Here is a 16,025-nt window from a genome sequence, read left to right on the forward strand (position 1 = left end):
GTGGGTAAGGACACACGCCTGAGCGCCGACGACTGGGCCGCCGAAGCGCTCACAGTCCTGGGCGAGAAGGGGCTGACCGGCGTCGCGGTCGAGCCGATCGCCGCTCGGCTCGGCGCCACCAAAGGCAGCTTCTACTGGCATTTCGCCAACCGGAACGCGCTGGTGGAGGCCGCGCTCGCCCGCTGGGAGCAGGTCACGGAGGGCATCGTCACCGCGATGGACGAGGAGCCCGACCCCAAGCGCCGGCTCCGGCGCCTGTTCCGTCACGTCGTCACCGGGGCGACGAGCAACGGTGTCGAGCTCGCCCTGCTCGGCACCGCGGACGATCCCCGGGTGGCGCCGGTCCTGCGCCGGGTGACGCAGCGCCGGCTGCGGTACGTCGCCGACACGTTCGCCGCGATCGGCTTCGACGAGCGGGCCGCCCGGCAGCGCGCGGTGCTGGCCTACACCGCCTACCTGGGGCACGTGCAGCTCGCGTCCACCGCGCCGGACGAGCTGGCCGAGCCGATGGCCGACCCGGACTACCTCGACCTGGTGGTGGACGGCCTGGTGCACACCGGGCTCGATAGGCTCGGCGAGTGAGCTTCGACCCCGCTGACCTGCCGCCCGCCGCGCTGGAGTTCCTCACCGTGCGGCATCTCGCCACGCTCACGACGCTGCGGCCCGACGGGTCGCCGCACGTCACGCCGGTCGGGTTCACCTGGGACGCCGACGCGGGCCTGGCGCGCGTGATCTGCTCCGGTCCCTCGCGCAAGGCGCGGAACGCCGCCGAGACCAAACAGGCCGCGTTGTGCCAGGTCGACGGTGGTCGGTGGCTCACGCTGGAGGGCGCGGTGGAGGTCGTCTCCGACCCCGCCCGGGTGGCCGACGCCGAGCGCCGCTACGCCGCCCGCTACCGCCAGCCGCGCGAGAACCCCCTCCGCGTGGTCCTGGAGATCACCGTGACCAGGGTTCTCGGCCGCATCCAGACCTAGTTCTCGCAGCCGATACCGTCGCCGTCCCGGTCCAGATGCTTGGCGTAACCCGGTTCGCCGACGTGGATGGGAGCGGCGCCGGCGTCGCGCACCGCGTCGCAATTCTTGTAGTAGGTGGCATCCGCCGTGGTCGGGGGCGGGTCGGCCCGGCGGGTCGACGGCGCCGCCGGCACCGCGCGCCGGGTCGTCCGCGCCGGTTCGGGCTCGACCACGTCGACCTCGGTGCTCGTCTCCGCGACCGGCGCCCGATCGCCGACGAGCGGCGCCCCCGTCGGGGAAGCAACCGTCGGGGAAGCAACCGCCGGGGATGCCTCCGTCGGGGAAACCGCCGTGGGGGAAGCCGCCGTCGCCGGGGTCGCCGCGACCACCGACACCTTCGGCGCCGGGTCGTCCCCGAACGAACCGATCACCCCGACGACGCCACAGAGCCCACAGAACGCGAGGATCGCGCCCCCGACCCCGAGAAGCACCCAGTGCAACGGCTGCATACCGGTGCGACGGTCGGGAACGTGCGGTGAGTAAGACACCGCGTGATGTTACGAACGGGTAGCGCCCGGCGGCGCCCTCCGCCGGTCCCCCGTCGCCCCGGGTGAACGGCCCAGCCGAACGGCTTGCTTCGGACGCCGCCGGGCACGCCCGGCAAAGCCGCTCAGCCGTTCGGCGCCCGATCCCACCCGTGCGTCGGTAACGCGCCCCCGCTTACTCCAGGGGGCTCGGGTTGGCGGTGGGCGAGAGAACTGCACCGGCGTTGCGCCAGCCGGTCCAGTCACTCGCCACCCGCCCCACCCCTGACCGCGTGTCGCCGAACTCGGCGATGGCGGCGGTCAACGCGAGCGTCGCGTGTACCTGTGCGAGCGCTGCGTGCGCCGTCATCCAGTCCGGTTCCTTGTCGGTGGCCGACTCGGTCGCGTACTTCTGCGCGTGCAGGTAGTGCTCAGGTCCGTTCACCAGATCCCCCGATCAGTGCGTAACACCTAGATCGGAAGATAACCGACGAAAGACCTGTTAAAACTCAGAGCCCGCCGCGACGTCGCTTGTTGTAGAAGTCGAACGCCACCGCCGCCAGCAGCACCAGGCCCTTGATGAGCTGCTGCCAGTCGGTGCCGACACCCAGGATCGACATGCCGTTGTTCAGGATGCCGATGATCAGACCACCGATGATCGCGCCGGGGATCGTGCCGATACCGCCGGTCACGGCCGCGCCGCCGATGAACACCGCGGAGATCGCGTCGAGCTCGAACCCGTTACCCGCGCTGGGGTTGGCCAGGTTGAGGCCGGCGGTGTAGACGAGGCCGGCCAGCGCCGAGATCACGCCCATGTTCACGAACAACCAGAACGTCACCGACTTGGCCTTGACGCCGGACAGCTGGGCGGCGGACAGGTTGCCGCCGATCGCGTAGATGTGCCGTCCGAACACCGACCGGCTCATGACCGCGGTGTACCCGACGACGAGCAGGCCGAGGATCACCAGCACGATCGGCGTGCCGTCGTAGCTGGCCAGCTGCACGGTGACGAGCATGATCAGCGCGACCGCGAACGCCTGCTTGGCGACGAACCACCAGAGCGGCTCGCTCTCGAGGTCGTACTTGCGCCGCTCGCGCCGCTGCCGGAACGCCGACGCCACCAGCGCCAGCGACGCCAGCACGCCGAGGATCATCGTCAGTGGTTCGTACCCGGACGACCCGAACGTCGGCAGGAAGCCCGAGCCGAGGTCACGGAACCCGTCGGGGAACGGCGCGATCTGCTTGTTGTCCAGCACGATCTGGGCCGCGCCGCGGAACGCCAGCATGCCGCCGAGCGTCACGATGAACGCCGGGATGCCGAAGTACGCGACCCAGTAGCCCTGCCAGGCGCCGACCAGTCCGCCCACCACCAGGCAGAGCACCACGGCGAGCGGCCAGGGCAGGTCCCACTTCGTGATCATGACGCCGGCCACGGCGCCGATGAACGCCACGATCGACCCGACCGACAGGTCGATGTGCCCGGCGATGATCACCATCACCATGCCGACGGCCAGGATCAGGATGTAGCTGTTCTGGATGATCAGGTTCGAGATGTTGATCGGCTTCAACGTGATGCCGTCGGTCGTGATCTGGAAGAACACGACGATGGCGATCAACGCGATGAACAGGCCGACCTGGCTGAGCTGCCCGGTCAGGTAGCTCAGCACCCCGGTCGTCGGGGGCTTGGCCGGCTTGGTGTCCACCGGCGGCTTGTCGAGTCCCGATGGCGCACTCATGCGTCCACCTCCCGGTATTTGGTCATGTACTGCATGAGGCCCTCGGCGGTTGCTTCGCTCCGGGGTACGTCAGCAGTGATGTGACCCTCGGAAAGTGTGTAGATCCGATCGCAGATGCCGAGCAGTTCCGGCAGTTCGGACGAGATGACGATGATGCCTTTGCCCTCGTCGGCGAGTCGGTTGATGACGGTGTAGATCTCGTACTTCGCGCCGACGTCGATGCCCCGCGTGGGCTCGTCGAGGATCAGCACCTCGGGGTCGGCGAACATCCACTTCGACAGCACGACTTTCTGCTGGTTGCCGCCGGAGAGCTTGCCGGTCTTCGCGGTGACGTTCGGCGCTTTGATGTTCATGCTCTTGCGGAACCGCTCGGCGACCGTCGACTCCTCGGCGTCGTTCACGAAGCCGAACCGCGCGAGCTTTCCGAGCGCGGAGCCCGAGATGTTGCGCTTGATGTCGTCGATCAGGTTCAAGCCGTAGCGCTTGCGGTCCTCGGTGACGTACGCGATGCCGGCCTCGATGGCGCGCGGAACCGTGTTGGTCCGCACCTCGACCCCGCGCTTGTAGACCTTCCCGCTGATCCCGGTTCCGTAGCTGTGCCCGAAGACGCTCATCGCGAGCTCGGTGCGCCCGGCGCCCATCAGCCCGGCGATGCCGACGATCTCGCCCGCACGCACGTTCAGGGTGGCGCCGTCGACGACCTTGCGTGACCGGTCGATCGGGTGGTGGACGGTCCAGTCCTCGATGCGGAGCAGTTCCTCACCCGGGTTCGACTCGTGGTCGGGGAACCGGCTCTCCAGGCTGCGCCCGACCATGCCGCGGATGATCCGCTCCTCGGTGACCTCACCGGAGTGCATTTCGAGCGTCTCGATCGACTTGCCGTCACGGATGATCGTGACGCGGTCGGCGATCGCCTCGATCTCGTTCAGCTTGTGGCTGATGATGATCGACGTGATGCCCTGCTCACGCAGCTGGCTGATCAGACCCAGCAGGTGCGCGGAGTCGTCGTCGTTCAGCGCCGCGGTGGGCTCGTCGAGGATCAGCAGCTTCACCTCTTTGGAGAGCGCCTTGGCGATCTCGACGAGCTGCTGCTTGCCCACCCCGATGTCGGTGACCTTGGTGATCGGGTTGTCGCGCAGCCCGACCCGCTTCAACAGCTTCGCGGCCTCGAGGTTCGTCTTGTTCCAGTCGATCCAGCCGCGCTTGGCCTGCTCGTTGCCGAGGTAGATGTTCTCGGCGATCGACAGGTACGGGCTCAGCGCCAGCTCCTGGTGGATGATGACGATGCCGGAAGCCTCGGAGTCGTTTATCGACTTGAACTCGACCGGCTGGCCGTCGAATTCGATCGAGCCCTCGAACGTGCCGTGCGGGTAGACGCCGGAGAGCACCTTCATCAAAGTGGACTTCCCGGCTCCGTTCTCCCCGCAGATCGCGTGAACGGTGCCGCGCTCGACTTCGATCGAGACGTCTTGCAGGGCTTTGACGCCCGGGAACGTCTTCGTGATGTCGCGCATCGCGAGGATCGTGTCCTGCATAGGTTCTCCCAAGGCAGCGCCGGTGGATGGCGGGATCCCCGCCACCCACCGGTCAGCGGCCTACTTGTCCAGTTCTGCCTGGGTGTGGTAACCGCTCGCGATCACGTCGGTCTGCACGTTGTCCTTGGTGACGACGACCGGCGGGAACAGGTAGCTCGGGACGACCTTGACCTTGTTGTTGTAGGTCTTGGTGTCGTTGACCTCGGGCTCCTTGCCGGTCAGGAGGTCGTTCGTCATGACCGCGGCCTGCTTGCCGAGCAGTCGGGTGTCCTTGAAGATCGTCGAGTACTGCTGACCGTTCAGGATCGACTTGAGGCTCGGCACCTCGGCGTCCTGGCCGGTGACGACCGGGAGCTTCTTGGCGCCCTGGCCGTAGCCGGCACCGGTGAGCGCGGAGATGATGCCGAGCGAGAGGCCGTCGTAGGGCGAGAGCACACCCTGGACGGTCTTGCCGCCGGAGTACGACTTCGCGATCAGGTTCTGCATGCGGGCCTTGGCCGTGGCCGGGTCCCAACGCAGGGTCGTGACCTGGTTGAAGTCGGTCTGGCCGCTCTGCACGACGATCGTCTTCTTGTCGATGTAGGGCTGCAGCACCGACATCGCGCCCTTGAAGAAGAACGCCGCGTTGCTGTCGTCGTTGCTACCGGCGAAGAGCTCGACGTTGAACGGGCCCTTCTGGCCGGTGTCCTTGCCGTCCTTGTCGAGGACGCCGAGGCCCTGCAGCAGGCTCTTGCCCTGCTCCACGCCGACCTTCTCGTTGTCGAACGAGACGTAGTAGTCGACGTTCTCGCTGCCGGTCAGCAGACGGTCGTACGAGATGACCTTGATGCCGGCCTTGTGGGCGTCCTCGAGCTGGTCGCTCAGCGAACCACCGTCGATCGACGCGATGATCAGGACCTTGACGCCCTTGGTGATCATGTTGCCGACCTGCTTGACCTGGGTCGGGATGTCGTTGTTCCCGTACTCCAGGTCGACCTTGTAACCGGCCTTCTCCAGGTCGGCCTTGACGGCGTCGCCGTCGGCGATCCACCGCTCGGAAACCTTCGTCGGCATGGCGACGCCGATCAGCGCGCCCTTGTTGTCGCCCGAGTCGCTCGAGTCCTCCGAGCCACGGCCGCCGCTGCATGCGCTGAGCGCCAGCGCCAGGCTCAGGGCAACTACGCCGCTGAGTGCCTTCTTCGCGTGCATTCCTGTCGTCCTTTTTCTGGGGGGGGTTGAGGTGGATCTAGTTCTGGCCGTAGACGTTCTGGTAGCGGTCGTACAGCCGGTCTATGGACGCCTTGTCGACCGGTTCCACCGGTCCGCCCTGTTGAGCAATGTGGACGGTACGAGCCACGTCCTCGAGCATCACAGCCGCCTTGACCGCAGCCTTGGCGTTCTTGCCGATCGTGAACGGACCGTGACTCCGCATCAGCACGGCCGGGGACCGGTGGTTCTCGAGGGTCTCGACGATGCCGCGCCCGATCGAGTCGTCACCGATCAGCGCGAACGGACCGATCGGGATCTCCCCGCCGAACTCGTCGGCCATCATCGTGAGCGCGCACGGGATCGGTTCGCCCCGGGCGGCCCAGGCGGTGGCGTAGGTGGAGTGGGTGTGCACCACTCCCCCGACGTCGGCCCGGTGCTTGTAGACGTAGGCGTGGGCGGCGGTGTCGCTCGACGGCGACAGGTCGCCCTCGACGAGGTTGCCGTCCAGGTCGCAGACGACCATCGATTCCGGCGTGAGCTCGTCGTAGGAGACGCCGGACGGCTTGATCAGGAACAGGTCCTCACCGGCGACGCGCTGCGAGACGTTCCCGGCGGTCCAGATCACCAGACCCCAGCGGATCAGCTCCCGGTGCAGGTGGACGAGTTCTTCGCGGATCTCCTGGTGATTCATCGCCGGGCCTCGTTCCGGATTCGACGCAGGCGGTGCAGGACGTCGTTGGTGCCGGTGCCGAAGTAGTCGTGCAACGTGCGGTACTCGGCGTAGAGGGCGTCGTAGGCCTTCGCCCGGGACTCATCGGGCCGGTAGACCGCACGCTCGACGCGGCCCATGACGTCGGCTGCGGCCGGGACGTCGGGGTAGGCGCCCGCGGCGACCGCGGCGTGGATCGCCGAGCCGAGCGCGGGGCCCTGCTCGGAGCCGATCACTGAGATCGGGCGGTTCGTGATGTCGGCGTAGACCTGCATCAGGAACGTGTTCTTCAGCAGGCCGCCGGCGGCGACGAGCTCGTCGACCGGCACGCCCGACGTCTCGAACGCGTCGATGATCGTGCGGGTGCCGAACGCGGTCGCCTCGACCAGCGCGCGGTAGATGTCCTCGGGCTCGGTGGCGAGCGTCGCGCCGACCAGGACCCCGGACAGCTCGTGGTCGACCAGGATCGAGCGGTTGCCGTTGTGCCAGTCCAGGGCGAGGAGCCCGTGCGCGCCGACGGCCTGCTTCGAGGCCAGCTCCGAGAGGTACTCGTGCGGGTCCTGCCCGTTTTCGGCAGCCGCTTCGTGGTACGAGGGGGGCAGCTGCGTGTCGACGAACCAGCCGAAGATGTCACCGACGCCGGACTGGCCGGCCTCGTAGCCGTGCAGACCCGCGACGATGCCACCGTCGACGACGCCGCACATGCCCGGCACCTCGGCCAGCACCGCGCCGTTCATCACGTGGCAGGTGCTGGTGCCCATGATCGCCACCATCTGGCCGGGCGCGATGGACTGGGCGGCGGGCGCGGTGACGTGGGCGTCGACGTTGCCGACCGCGACCGCGATCCCGGCCGGGAGGCCGGTCCACTCCGCGGCCTGCGCGGTGAGCGATCCGGCGCGGTCACCGAGCGCCGAGAGCGGGTGCTCGATCTTCGCCACGAAGTGCTTGAACTCCGGGTTCAGCGCCTCGAGGTAGTCCTCGCTCGGCCAGGATCCGTCCTGGTAGATGCCCTTGTAGCCGGCCGTGCACCGGTTGCGGGTCTCGACGCCGGCGAGCTGCCAGACGATCCAGTCGGCGGCCTCGATCCACCGCTCGGTCTCGGCGTAGGTCTCCGGGTCCTCCTCCAGGACCTGCAGGCCCTTGGCGAACTCCCACTCCGAGGAGATCTTGCCCCCGTAGCGGTTGATCCACGGTTCGCCCCGCTCGTGGGCGAGCGCGTTGATGCGGTCGGCCTGGCCCTGCGCGGCGTGGTGCTTCCAGAGCTTCGGCCACGCGTGCGGGCGCTCGGGGTGCAGCTCGCTCAGCGGCGTTCCGTCGGCGGTCGTCGGCAGTACCGTGCAGGCGGTGAAGTCGGTGGCGATACCGATGACGTCGCTCGCGTCGACGCCGGCCGCTTCCACCGCGGCGGGAACCGCGTTCTTGAGGACGTCGATCCAGTCGGCGGGGTGCTGGAGCGCCCAGTCCGGCGGTAGCGGTTTGTCGTCGCCGGGCAGCGTGCGCTCGATCACCGCGTGGCGGTACGGGTGCACGGCGGTACCGACCTCGGCCCCGTCCTGCACGCGCACGACGAGTGCACGACCGGACAGCGTTCCGTAATCCACCCCGATCACGTATTTCGGTGCGCTGTTAGCGCTCACATCGGTCATGGACACCTCCTCAATTCTTGTGCTGCACGGGGCCGGTGCTGTCGCGAAGTACCAGGTCCGGGGGGATGACCACGCGCTCGTCGGAGCGGGGCGCACCCTCCACCTGGGCCACCAGCAGCGCGAGACTCCGGCGGCCGACCTCGCCGAAATCCTGCCGCAGCGTGGTGAGCGGAGGCGCGAAGTAGGCCGCCTCCGGGATGTCGTCGAAGCCGACGACGCTCATGTCACCGGGGACGTCGATCCCCGCTTCGGCGAACGCCCTGAGCACGCCGATCGCCATCTGGTCGTTGGCGACGAAGACCGCGGTGTGGTCACGGCGCGTGGCCAGCGCCAGGCCGGCCTCGTATCCGGCCCGCGGGCTCCAATCACCGCTGAGTACCAACTCGGGCACCTCGCCGGCCTGGGCGAGGGCGTCCCGCCAGCCGCGCTCGCGTTCGTTCGCCTCGTGCCAGTCGTCGGGGCCCGCGATGTGCGCGATCCGGCGGTGGCCGAGCGAGAGCAGGTGACGCGTCGCCCGGACCGCACCGAGGTACTGGTCGACGGCGACCGTCGGCATCGGGCCCTCGCCGCCCTCGACCGCGACCAGCGGAACGCCGTGCGGTGCGTCGCGGAGTGCGGCGGCCGTGGCGGCACGCGGAGTGATCGCGACGATACCTTCGACCGACTGCGCGGTGAGGTGCTCGAAGGCCTCGCTGAGCGAGCGCCGGTCGGGCTCACGCATGCCCGCGATGCTCACCGCGTACCCGGCGTCGCGGGCCGCGCGCTCGATCGCCACCAGCATCGAGGCCGGCCCGAACAGCGTCGTGTTAACGCTCACCACGCCGAGCTGCCGGGTCCGCCCGGTGGCCAACGCGCGGGCCGCCGTGTTCGGGCGGTAGCCCAGCGTCGTCATCGCGGCCCGGACCCGGGCGCGGGTGGTGGGGCTCACGGCCGTGCTGTCGTTGAGCACCCGCGACACGGTCATGTGCGAGACACCCGCTAATCGAGCGACGTCGGCCATGACTACGCGGCGTTCTGCGCCGTTTTCGATGACTTCGTGAATTGCGTCCGATCCATCGGCAGCCATACCTTCACCTCCGTCCGCGTCGGGCGCTGTGGCTCATGTCACCGCGCTAGCCGGAGATGTTAGCGGTAACACAAGGCGGGTCAAGCGAACGTTGCCGTTCGGTTACATACCTGAGAACTGAACCGATTCCGATGGCCACTCGGCGCGCAGGCCCTGCCACTCGGCGCAACCTCGTCCACTGTGCAGCGTCGCTCGCACATTCTTCGCCGGATCAGGTTTCCCACGCCGGTGACGGCGGGTAGCCGAACAACGCAAGGATCACGAGATCGATTCGAGTTCCAGAGGTGGTTCGATGGCGACCGGCGCGGCCCTGAAGAAAGATGTGAAGAAGACGGCGAAGACCGCCAAGAGCGAAGCCAAAGGAACTGGCAAAGCTGTGAAGCGCGACGCGAAGAAGGCGAAGCGCAAGGCGAAGAAGAAGGCCTGACGCCTTCCTGAACCCCGCCCCGCCCATCCCCTCCGGGCGGGGCGGTTTTCTGTCCACAGTCACCCGTACGGCCGTTCTCCCTCCTCCACCTGGTCGGACTCGATCACCGAGTGTCCGGCGTTGCCCACGCCGTGTCTGGTGGTCGTCGCCCAGCGGGCACGCTGCTCGGGGCGGGCAGGGGTCTGGGGCGTGGGGGCGCAGTGCGGTCGAATGATTCGTGGTGGACGTCGTTACCTCGCGGTCGCGTCGTGCATCTCAGCGATGTGGACGCGGAAGCACTGGCCATCGCGCTGGATCCGTTACCGCGCGACGCACCGGTGGTGCTGACCTACCGTCCGCGGGCCACCGCCACCCAACCGGCCATCGTGGCCGAAGTCCTGGGCCTGCTCGAGGCGTCGGCGGTCGCGCTGTTCCCGGCGTGGCTCCCCGAGGCCACCGGCATCACCGAGCCCAGCGACGCGAACGTCGCCGCGGTCCGCGCGCTCGCGTCCCGTCTGGCCGGCCGGAGCCGCCACTTCGGACCGTTCCTCGCCGACCTCGCGGCCCGTGCACTGACCGGCGCCGGCCCCGGCGCGTCCTTCCAACCCGAGGTCCGCGCCGCCGGCCTCACCCGGGTGCTGCTGGCCGCGTACTCACGGGCCGACGTCGTCGTGGTCGTCGACCTCCCGGACGGCTTACCGGCCGCCCACGAGACCCCGCTGATCGCCGCGCTGGAATGGCTCGCCTTCCGGGGCGGGCTCGGCGGGGTGTGGCTGACCGGCGCCCCGCTCTCCGACGTCGACCGGGTGCAGTCCCAGCGTGTGGAGCTTCCCGCCGCGGTACCCACGGAGACCCGCCGCGACCCGGCTCCCACCGCCGACGAGGCCCTGGCGATCCCGTCCCTGGGCGGACGGCCGAACCCGAACAGCGCCGCGGAGCAGCTGCTCGAGAAGGTGCTGAGCAGCCGCGTGTGGGCCCACGGCCGCGCGTGGAACCAGCCGTTCTCGTTCGGCCCGCTGACGAACCAGATCCGGATCGACCTCCTCTGGGAGGCCGAGCACACGGCCGTGGAGGTGGACGGGCCGGAGCACCGGGGGCCCCTCCACTACGCCACGGACCGGACCCGCGACGTCCTCCTGCAGACGGCCGGTTACGCGGTACTGCGCTTCACCAACGACCAGGTACTGGGCGACGTCAACGCGGTCGCCCATCAGCTCGAACTGTTCCTGTCCACACGACGCGTCACGGGACGCTCGGAAGGATCCAGCCATGTCGAATGACGCCCTGAAGCCGGTCGAGCGGGCAGCGCTTCTGCTGCTCGTCGCCGTCGCGGAGCCTTCGGTCACCAACCCTGATCTGACCGCCCGCTTCGGCGTGGCGATCACCGGCGACGGACGGCGTGGGCTCAACGATCGGAAGCTCGTCAAGACGGAGAAAGTCGGACGATCGTTGTCGCACGAGGTGCTCGACGACGGTTGGGCACGTGCGCGTGAGGAACTGCTCGGTGTGCTACCCAAGAGCCTGCTCGGGCAGGCCGCGACGGCGGCGATCAACGCCCAGTTGCATCGTTATCTCGCTCGCAATGACCTCCGCCTGTTCGACATCTTCCAGGCCGGCGACGCGGAGGCCGACGTCGTGGAGGTCGAGCACCCGGCCCCGACCGTCCTGGCGGATCGCATCCGGGCGGCCTACTGGAAGGTCACCAAGAAGCCGAACGGCTGGGTGCTCCTGTCGTCACTCCGCGAACAGCTCGCCGACATTTCCCGGGCCGAACTCGACGCCGCCTTGATCGCGCTGAACTCCGCCCCGGATGTCACCTTCTCCACCGAGGCGAACAAGAAGTCGCTCGTCGACCGGGGTGCGGCCGCAGTCGTCATCGGCAACCAGAAGAAGCACCTGATCGCGATCGAGGGCGCATGAGCGACATCGAACTCAGAGCACTCCGGTCCATTCGGATCAACTTCGTTCCGATGCAGGACGACGTCTGGCATCCGAACCCGTTCCACGTGGACGGCATGCACCAGCGCGCGATCGACACCGTCCTCGACGGCTTGGACGAAGCCTTCGACAGCGAGGCGAGCAGCCCCATCGGCGTCGTCATCCAGGGGCAACGAGGTACCGGCAAAACCCATCTCGTCGGGTGGCTCCGGGACCAGATCCAGGACCGCGACGGCTTCTTCTTCCTGCTCAGTCTCGTCGACCCCGCGGCATTCTGGCCGAGCACGGTGGTGTCGATACTCGACGGGCTCACCCGGAAAGTGAAGCACCGGATGCCCCAGCGGCGGGCGTTGCTGACCCGCCTCGCGAACGACGGCGAGCTGGCTCCCGAACTGCTCCCCCAGGTCGTCGGTGACGAGCCGCTCACCCCGCAGGCACTGACGGCATTCGTTCACGCCCTGCGCAACGTCGACGACCAGATCGCCCGCGAGTGCCAGGACACGGCTCGTGCGCTCGTCCTGTACGGCTCCGCGGACATGGACGTCCAGGACATCGGCCAGAGTTTCCTGCATTCACACGCGGACGAGACCGGACAGGGCGCAGCGTGGGGCCTCGGAAGGCACGTCAAGAGCGCACCGGTCATCGTCCGTGATCTGTTCCGCCTGATCGCGTTGGTGGGTCCGAGCGTGATCGCTGTCGATCAGATCGACTCGATCATCACCGCCGCCACGACTGGTGCGGCGGACAGCGCGGTGAGCGACGAGGCGGTTCGCAACGTCGCGTTGGACCAGATCGCCGACGGGCTGATGACCCTCCGGGAGAACACGCGGCGAACGCTCACCGTGCTGACTTGCCTCCCCCCGACCTGGACGCTCATCACCGAAGAGGCCGTCGACACCGTGCAGGACCGATTCCGGGAAACCTCGCACCTGCAGACGATCCCGACCGAGGACTTCGCCCGGGCTCTGATCGGGAAACGATTCGAGCGGTACTACGGCCGTGTCGGATTCGAACCGCCCTACCCGACGTGGCCGATCGCGCCGTCCGCATTCCGGGGAGTCGGCCAGTTTACGCCACGTGAGCTGCTGAAACGTGTCGACAAGCATGTCCGGGCGTGCGTCGACCGCGGAGAGGCCGTGCTGTTGACCTCGCTCGCTGAGACGATCGGCGGTCCGGGGCACCGACCGCCGCCGGTGGACGTCATGGCCGCGCTGGACACCCGATTCGAGCAACTGATCGCTTCGGCCAACGTGTCGCACGTGCTGGCGCACTCCACCGAGGACGCTGTCCTGCCCCGGCTGCTCAATGCCGGGCTGGAAGCGTGGATCCTGGAGAAGGAAGACACCGAGAAGCTGTTCTCGTACGACCCCCTGCCCGGCCTGAAGCCGCCGCTGCACGCCCGACTGCGGATGACTCTCGACGAGAAGACCGAGGACGAGGCGCACTGGGCTTTCCGCGCGATCGGCGCCGAGCATCCCAACGCGAGCCGGCCGCGGATCCAAATGGCCTGCATGATGTCGGGGCTCTCCCAGAAGATGCCGAAGCGACGCCTCTTCCTGCTCCGGAACGCGGAGTGGAAAGCGAAGCCGGGCACGAAGTTCTGGACGGCGTTGAACGAGTTCGAGAGCGCCGGGGGCCGCACGCTGGGGGTTTCGCAGGCTGATCTCAAGGTGCTCTCCGCCTTGAAGGTGTTGCTGGAGGAGAGCCCGAACCACCTCGAGGCGTGGCTCGAAGATCGCCGCCCGAGTGAACGGGTCGCGTTCCTCCGTGAGGCGCTGTCCGACCTCTCGACGGCCGGCGAACGGACCGTCAGCCCGCCACCGGAGCCCGGCGAAGCGCAGGAGGAGCTTCCGGACGTTCCGACGCTCGTCGTGGGGCGGGCGATCGACGGCGGTGAGGCGGTGACCGTCGAGCTGGAAGCCCTGCGGAAGCACACCGCGATCTTCGCCGGTTCGGGGTCGGGGAAGACCGTGCTGATCCGGCGGCTGGTCGAGGAGTGTGCGCTGCGCGGGGTCTCGTCGATCGTGCTCGACCCCAACAACGACCTCGCGCGGCTCGGTGACGCCTGGCCCGAGCCGCCGGCGGGGTGGGGTGCGCACGATGCGGCCGCGGCCGCCGACTACCTGGGCGGCACCGACGTCGTCGTGTGGACACCGCGCCGGCAGGCCGGGCGGGCGCTGAGCTTCCAGGCCCTGCCGGACTTCGCGAGCGTCCGCGACGACCCCGACGAGTTCGACGCCGCGATCGACGCCGCCGTGGCGACGCTGGCCCCGAGGGCGCGGGCGGACGGCGGTACCGCACGGTCGGTGCGCTCGCGCGCGGTGCTGACCGAGGCCCTTCGGTTCTTCGCGCGCAGCGGGTTCTCGACGCTGCGCGAGTTCATCGCCGTGCTGGCGGCGTTCCCGGAGGACGCGAGCCGGCTGGAGAACGCCGACCGGATCGCCGCCGAACTCGCCCAGGACCTCAACGCCGCCGTCGTCAACGATCCGTTGTTCGGGGGTGCCGGCACTCTGGTCGACCCCGGTGAGCTGCTCACCCCAGCGCCGGGCAAGCGGGCCCGGGTGTCGGTGATCAGCCTGGTCGGGCTGCCCTCCGACGAGCAGCGGCAGAGCTTCGTCAACCAGCTGCAGATGGCGTTGTTCGCCTGGGTGAAGAAGAACCCGGCCGGCGACCGCCCGCTGGGTGGCCTGTTCGTGATGGACGAGGCCCAGACGCTGGCTCCGTCCGGGGCGATGACCGCGTGTACGCAGAGCACGCTGGCGCTGGCGTCGCAGGCGCGCAAGTACGGGCTCGGGCTCGTCTTCGCCACCCAGGCCCCGAAAGGGCTGCACAACCGGATTCCCGGCAACGCGGCGACGCAGTTCTTCGGCCTGCTCAACGCGCCGGTACAGATCAGCGCGGCGCAGGAGATGGCCAAGGCCAAGGGCGGGAACGTCCCGGACGTGGGGCGCATGGGCACCGGCGAGTTCTACGCGGCCCCCGAGGGTTCGCGGTTCATCAAGGTGAAGACGCCGCTGTGTCTGAGCCATCACCCGAAGAGTCCGCTGACCACCGAACAGGTCGTGGAGCGGGCACGCACCGGAGCGTGACCAGGCGCTGCACGGTACGTGTCGGCCCACGGGTGCAATTCGAACCGGCCCCCGGGGTTGGCACGTTTTCGGGAGAACGGGCCCTGCCTCCGCCCGTAGTTTCTAACTCAACAGCTTGGCCGACGACATCCGGTCCGGCGGAAGTACCGCAGTTCCTCCCCGAGACATCAGGAGCACGAACCATGAGCGAGTACGAGACCAACGTCGACGTCGACGGCGACGGCACCTACGACGACGTCACCTTCTCGGAGAACGCCGACGGCAGCGTCACCATCACCGCCGACCAGAACAACGACGGCACCGTGGACTTCGTCGCCCACGACTACAACGCCGACGGCATCGTCGACGACGCCATCTACGACGACGACCACGACGGCGACGCCGACACCTACTGGAAAGACACCACCGGCGACGGCATCCTCGACCGCGCCGCCGGCGACACCAACGACGACGACGTCGTCGACTGGAACGGCGTCGACGCCAACCAGGACGGCCACATCGACCACGCCACCGCCGACACCAACTACGACGGCAAAGCCGACACCTACGTCGCCGACGACAACTACAACGGCAACGCCGAATACGCCGCCGTCGACACCGACGGAGACGGCTACACCGACCGCACCACCGACCCCACCCAGGCCGGCAACCAGACCCAGGTCAACTGGAGCTAACCCGCCGACCCCCTCCCCGGCCCTAGCGCACGCCGCGTAGGGCCGGGGCAGCCGTAGGGCTGGGAACAGGTCGAAACCCCAGGAACTCGCCGGGCCCCGCGCATCGCGCGCCCTGATTCAGGGCAAAGCAGGCATCCAGGCGCCGTCCCCAAGCACACCGAGGCGACCACGGCACGCCCGTAGCGCGGCACAGGACGCGGCAGAGCACACGCCGGCAGGGCACGCGGTACGAGGGCACGCGGTACGAGGGCACGCGGTACGAGGGCACGCGGTACGAGGGCACGCGGTACGAGGGCACGCGGTACGAGGGCACGCGGTACGAGGGCACGCGGTACGAGGGCACGCGGTACGAGGGCACGCGGTACGAGCGCACGAGACGCCGGGCACTGGCGCGGAACCGCGGCACGAGCGTGAATGGGATGCCGGGCACGACCCCCCTGCGCGGCCACCGAGCGCGACCGCACCGAGCACGAAGCTCGGAGCGCGAACGCACTCACGCATTGCGGCAGTGGACGGCGACGACGCCGACGGAGAGCTGCTCGCGCCGAGCGAAAATCCCCC

15 protein-coding genes are annotated in these 16,025 nt (G+C 68.7%); 7 read left to right on the forward strand and 8 right to left on the reverse strand.

Annotation, left to right across the window (positions count from 1 at the left end; translation table 11 throughout):
- Together CRYAR_RS34370 and CRYAR_RS34375 are read left to right on the forward strand one after the other, a co-directional pair.
- Complete coding sequence (locus CRYAR_RS34370) at positions 1–582, forward strand: TetR/AcrR family transcriptional regulator (RefSeq protein ID WP_051571320.1); 582 nt, start codon at positions 1–3, stop codon at positions 580–582.
- Positions 579–974, forward strand: a complete 396-nt coding sequence (locus CRYAR_RS34375; protein WP_035857370.1) for a PPOX class F420-dependent oxidoreductase — start codon at positions 579–581, stop codon at positions 972–974. The genes CRYAR_RS34370 and CRYAR_RS34375 overlap by 4 nt, the downstream gene beginning before the upstream one ends.
- Here the strand turns inward: CRYAR_RS34375 and CRYAR_RS34380 are convergent.
- The 8 genes from CRYAR_RS34380 to CRYAR_RS34415 form a co-directional block, all read right to left on the reverse strand.
- The gene (locus CRYAR_RS34380; RefSeq protein ID WP_245620559.1) at positions 971–1,501 is read right to left on the reverse strand and encodes an excalibur calcium-binding domain-containing protein; all 531 of its coding nucleotides are present in this window, start codon (positions 1,499–1,501) and stop codon (positions 971–973) included. The two genes, CRYAR_RS34375 and CRYAR_RS34380, sit on opposite strands and share 4 nt — an antisense overlap.
- Before the next feature lie 172 nt (positions 1,502–1,673).
- Positions 1,674–1,922 carry a hypothetical protein gene (locus CRYAR_RS34385; RefSeq protein WP_035857371.1) on the reverse strand — a complete coding sequence of 83 codons (249 nt, stop codon included), beginning with the start codon at positions 1,920–1,922 and terminating at the stop codon, positions 1,674–1,676.
- 64 nt (positions 1,923–1,986) lie between these two features.
- Positions 1,987–3,213 (reverse strand): multiple monosaccharide ABC transporter permease, encoded by a 1,227-nt coding sequence (gene mmsB / locus CRYAR_RS34390; protein ID WP_084701334.1) that lies wholly within the window; start codon positions 3,211–3,213, stop codon positions 1,987–1,989.
- Positions 3,210–4,748: a multiple monosaccharide ABC transporter ATP-binding protein gene (gene mmsA / locus CRYAR_RS34395; protein ID WP_035857373.1), complete on the reverse strand. Its 1,539-nt coding sequence runs from the start codon at positions 4,746–4,748 to the stop codon at positions 3,210–3,212. Before mmsA ends, mmsB begins: the two co-directional genes overlap by 4 nt.
- A gap of 60 nt (positions 4,749–4,808) precedes the next feature.
- Positions 4,809–5,936: a multiple monosaccharide ABC transporter substrate-binding protein gene (gene chvE / locus CRYAR_RS34400; protein WP_035857374.1), complete on the reverse strand. Its 1,128-nt coding sequence runs from the start codon at positions 5,934–5,936 to the stop codon at positions 4,809–4,811.
- A gap of 37 nt (positions 5,937–5,973) precedes the next feature.
- Positions 5,974–6,627 carry an L-ribulose-5-phosphate 4-epimerase gene (locus CRYAR_RS34405; RefSeq protein WP_035857375.1) on the reverse strand — a complete coding sequence of 218 codons (654 nt, stop codon included), beginning with the start codon at positions 6,625–6,627 and terminating at the stop codon, positions 5,974–5,976.
- The gene (gene araB / locus CRYAR_RS34410; protein ID WP_051571323.1) at positions 6,624–8,291 is read right to left on the reverse strand and encodes a ribulokinase; all 1,668 of its coding nucleotides are present in this window, start codon (positions 8,289–8,291) and stop codon (positions 6,624–6,626) included. The genes CRYAR_RS34405 and araB overlap by 4 nt, the downstream gene beginning before the upstream one ends.
- A 10-nt stretch (positions 8,292–8,301) precedes the next feature.
- On the reverse strand, positions 8,302–9,255 hold the full coding sequence (locus CRYAR_RS34415) for a LacI family DNA-binding transcriptional regulator (RefSeq protein ID WP_245620560.1): 954 nt from the start codon (positions 9,253–9,255) through the stop codon (positions 8,302–8,304).
- Positions 9,256–9,649: 394 nt separating this feature from the next.
- Here CRYAR_RS34415 and CRYAR_RS50425 point away from each other — a divergent pair, with 394 nt between their 5' ends.
- The 5 genes from CRYAR_RS50425 (at position 9,650) to CRYAR_RS34435 (ending at position 15,464) form a co-directional block, all read left to right on the forward strand.
- A complete protein-coding gene (locus tag CRYAR_RS50425) occupies positions 9,650–9,784 on the forward strand; it encodes a hypothetical protein (RefSeq protein ID WP_281174646.1) in 135 nt (44 codons plus the stop codon).
- Positions 9,785–10,032: 248 nt separating this feature from the next.
- The gene (locus CRYAR_RS34420; RefSeq protein ID WP_035857378.1) at positions 10,033–11,043 is read left to right on the forward strand and encodes a DUF559 domain-containing protein; all 1,011 of its coding nucleotides are present in this window, start codon (positions 10,033–10,035) and stop codon (positions 11,041–11,043) included.
- The gene (locus CRYAR_RS34425; RefSeq protein WP_035857379.1) at positions 11,033–11,683 is read left to right on the forward strand and encodes a hypothetical protein; all 651 of its coding nucleotides are present in this window, start codon (positions 11,033–11,035) and stop codon (positions 11,681–11,683) included. Before CRYAR_RS34420 ends, CRYAR_RS34425 begins: the two co-directional genes overlap by 11 nt.
- Positions 11,680–14,790: a helicase HerA domain-containing protein gene (locus CRYAR_RS34430; RefSeq protein ID WP_035857380.1), complete on the forward strand. Its 3,111-nt coding sequence runs from the start codon at positions 11,680–11,682 to the stop codon at positions 14,788–14,790. The genes CRYAR_RS34425 and CRYAR_RS34430 overlap by 4 nt, the downstream gene beginning before the upstream one ends.
- Before the next feature lie 182 nt (positions 14,791–14,972).
- Positions 14,973–15,464 carry a hypothetical protein gene (locus CRYAR_RS34435; protein WP_051571326.1) on the forward strand — a complete coding sequence of 164 codons (492 nt, stop codon included), beginning with the start codon at positions 14,973–14,975 and terminating at the stop codon, positions 15,462–15,464.
- Positions 15,465–16,025: the final 561 nt, after the last annotated feature.

The organism is Cryptosporangium arvum DSM 44712, from assembly GCF_000585375.1.
Classification (GTDB): domain Bacteria; phylum Actinomycetota; class Actinomycetes; order Mycobacteriales; family Cryptosporangiaceae; genus Cryptosporangium; species Cryptosporangium arvum.

What these genes read in the sequence shown, in the direction of transcription:
- mmsB (WP_084701334.1), bottom strand. Translation starts at nt 3,213, where the DNA reads ATGAGTGCGCCATCGGGACTCGACAAGCCGCCGGTGGACACCAAGCCG.
- mmsA (WP_035857373.1), bottom strand. Translation starts at nt 4,748, where the DNA reads ATGCAGGACACGATCCTCGCGATGCGCGACATCACGAAGACGTTCCCG.
- chvE (WP_035857374.1), bottom strand. Translation starts at nt 5,936, where the DNA reads ATGCACGCGAAGAAGGCACTCAGCGGCGTAGTTGCCCTGAGCCTGGCG.
- CRYAR_RS34405 (WP_035857375.1), bottom strand. Translation starts at nt 6,627, where the DNA reads ATGAATCACCAGGAGATCCGCGAAGAACTCGTCCACCTGCACCGGGAG.
- araB (WP_051571323.1), bottom strand. Translation starts at nt 8,291, where the DNA reads ATGACCGATGTGAGCGCTAACAGCGCACCGAAATACGTGATCGGGGTG.
- CRYAR_RS34415 (WP_245620560.1), bottom strand. Translation starts at nt 9,255, where the DNA reads ATGACCGTGTCGCGGGTGCTCAACGACAGCACGGCCGTGAGCCCCACC.
- CRYAR_RS50425 (WP_281174646.1), top strand. Translation starts at nt 9,650, where the DNA reads ATGGCGACCGGCGCGGCCCTGAAGAAAGATGTGAAGAAGACGGCGAAG.
- CRYAR_RS34425 (WP_035857379.1), top strand. Translation starts at nt 11,033, where the DNA reads ATGTCGAATGACGCCCTGAAGCCGGTCGAGCGGGCAGCGCTTCTGCTG.
- CRYAR_RS34430 (WP_035857380.1), top strand. Translation starts at nt 11,680, where the DNA reads ATGAGCGACATCGAACTCAGAGCACTCCGGTCCATTCGGATCAACTTC.
- CRYAR_RS34435 (WP_051571326.1), top strand. Translation starts at nt 14,973, where the DNA reads ATGAGCGAGTACGAGACCAACGTCGACGTCGACGGCGACGGCACCTAC.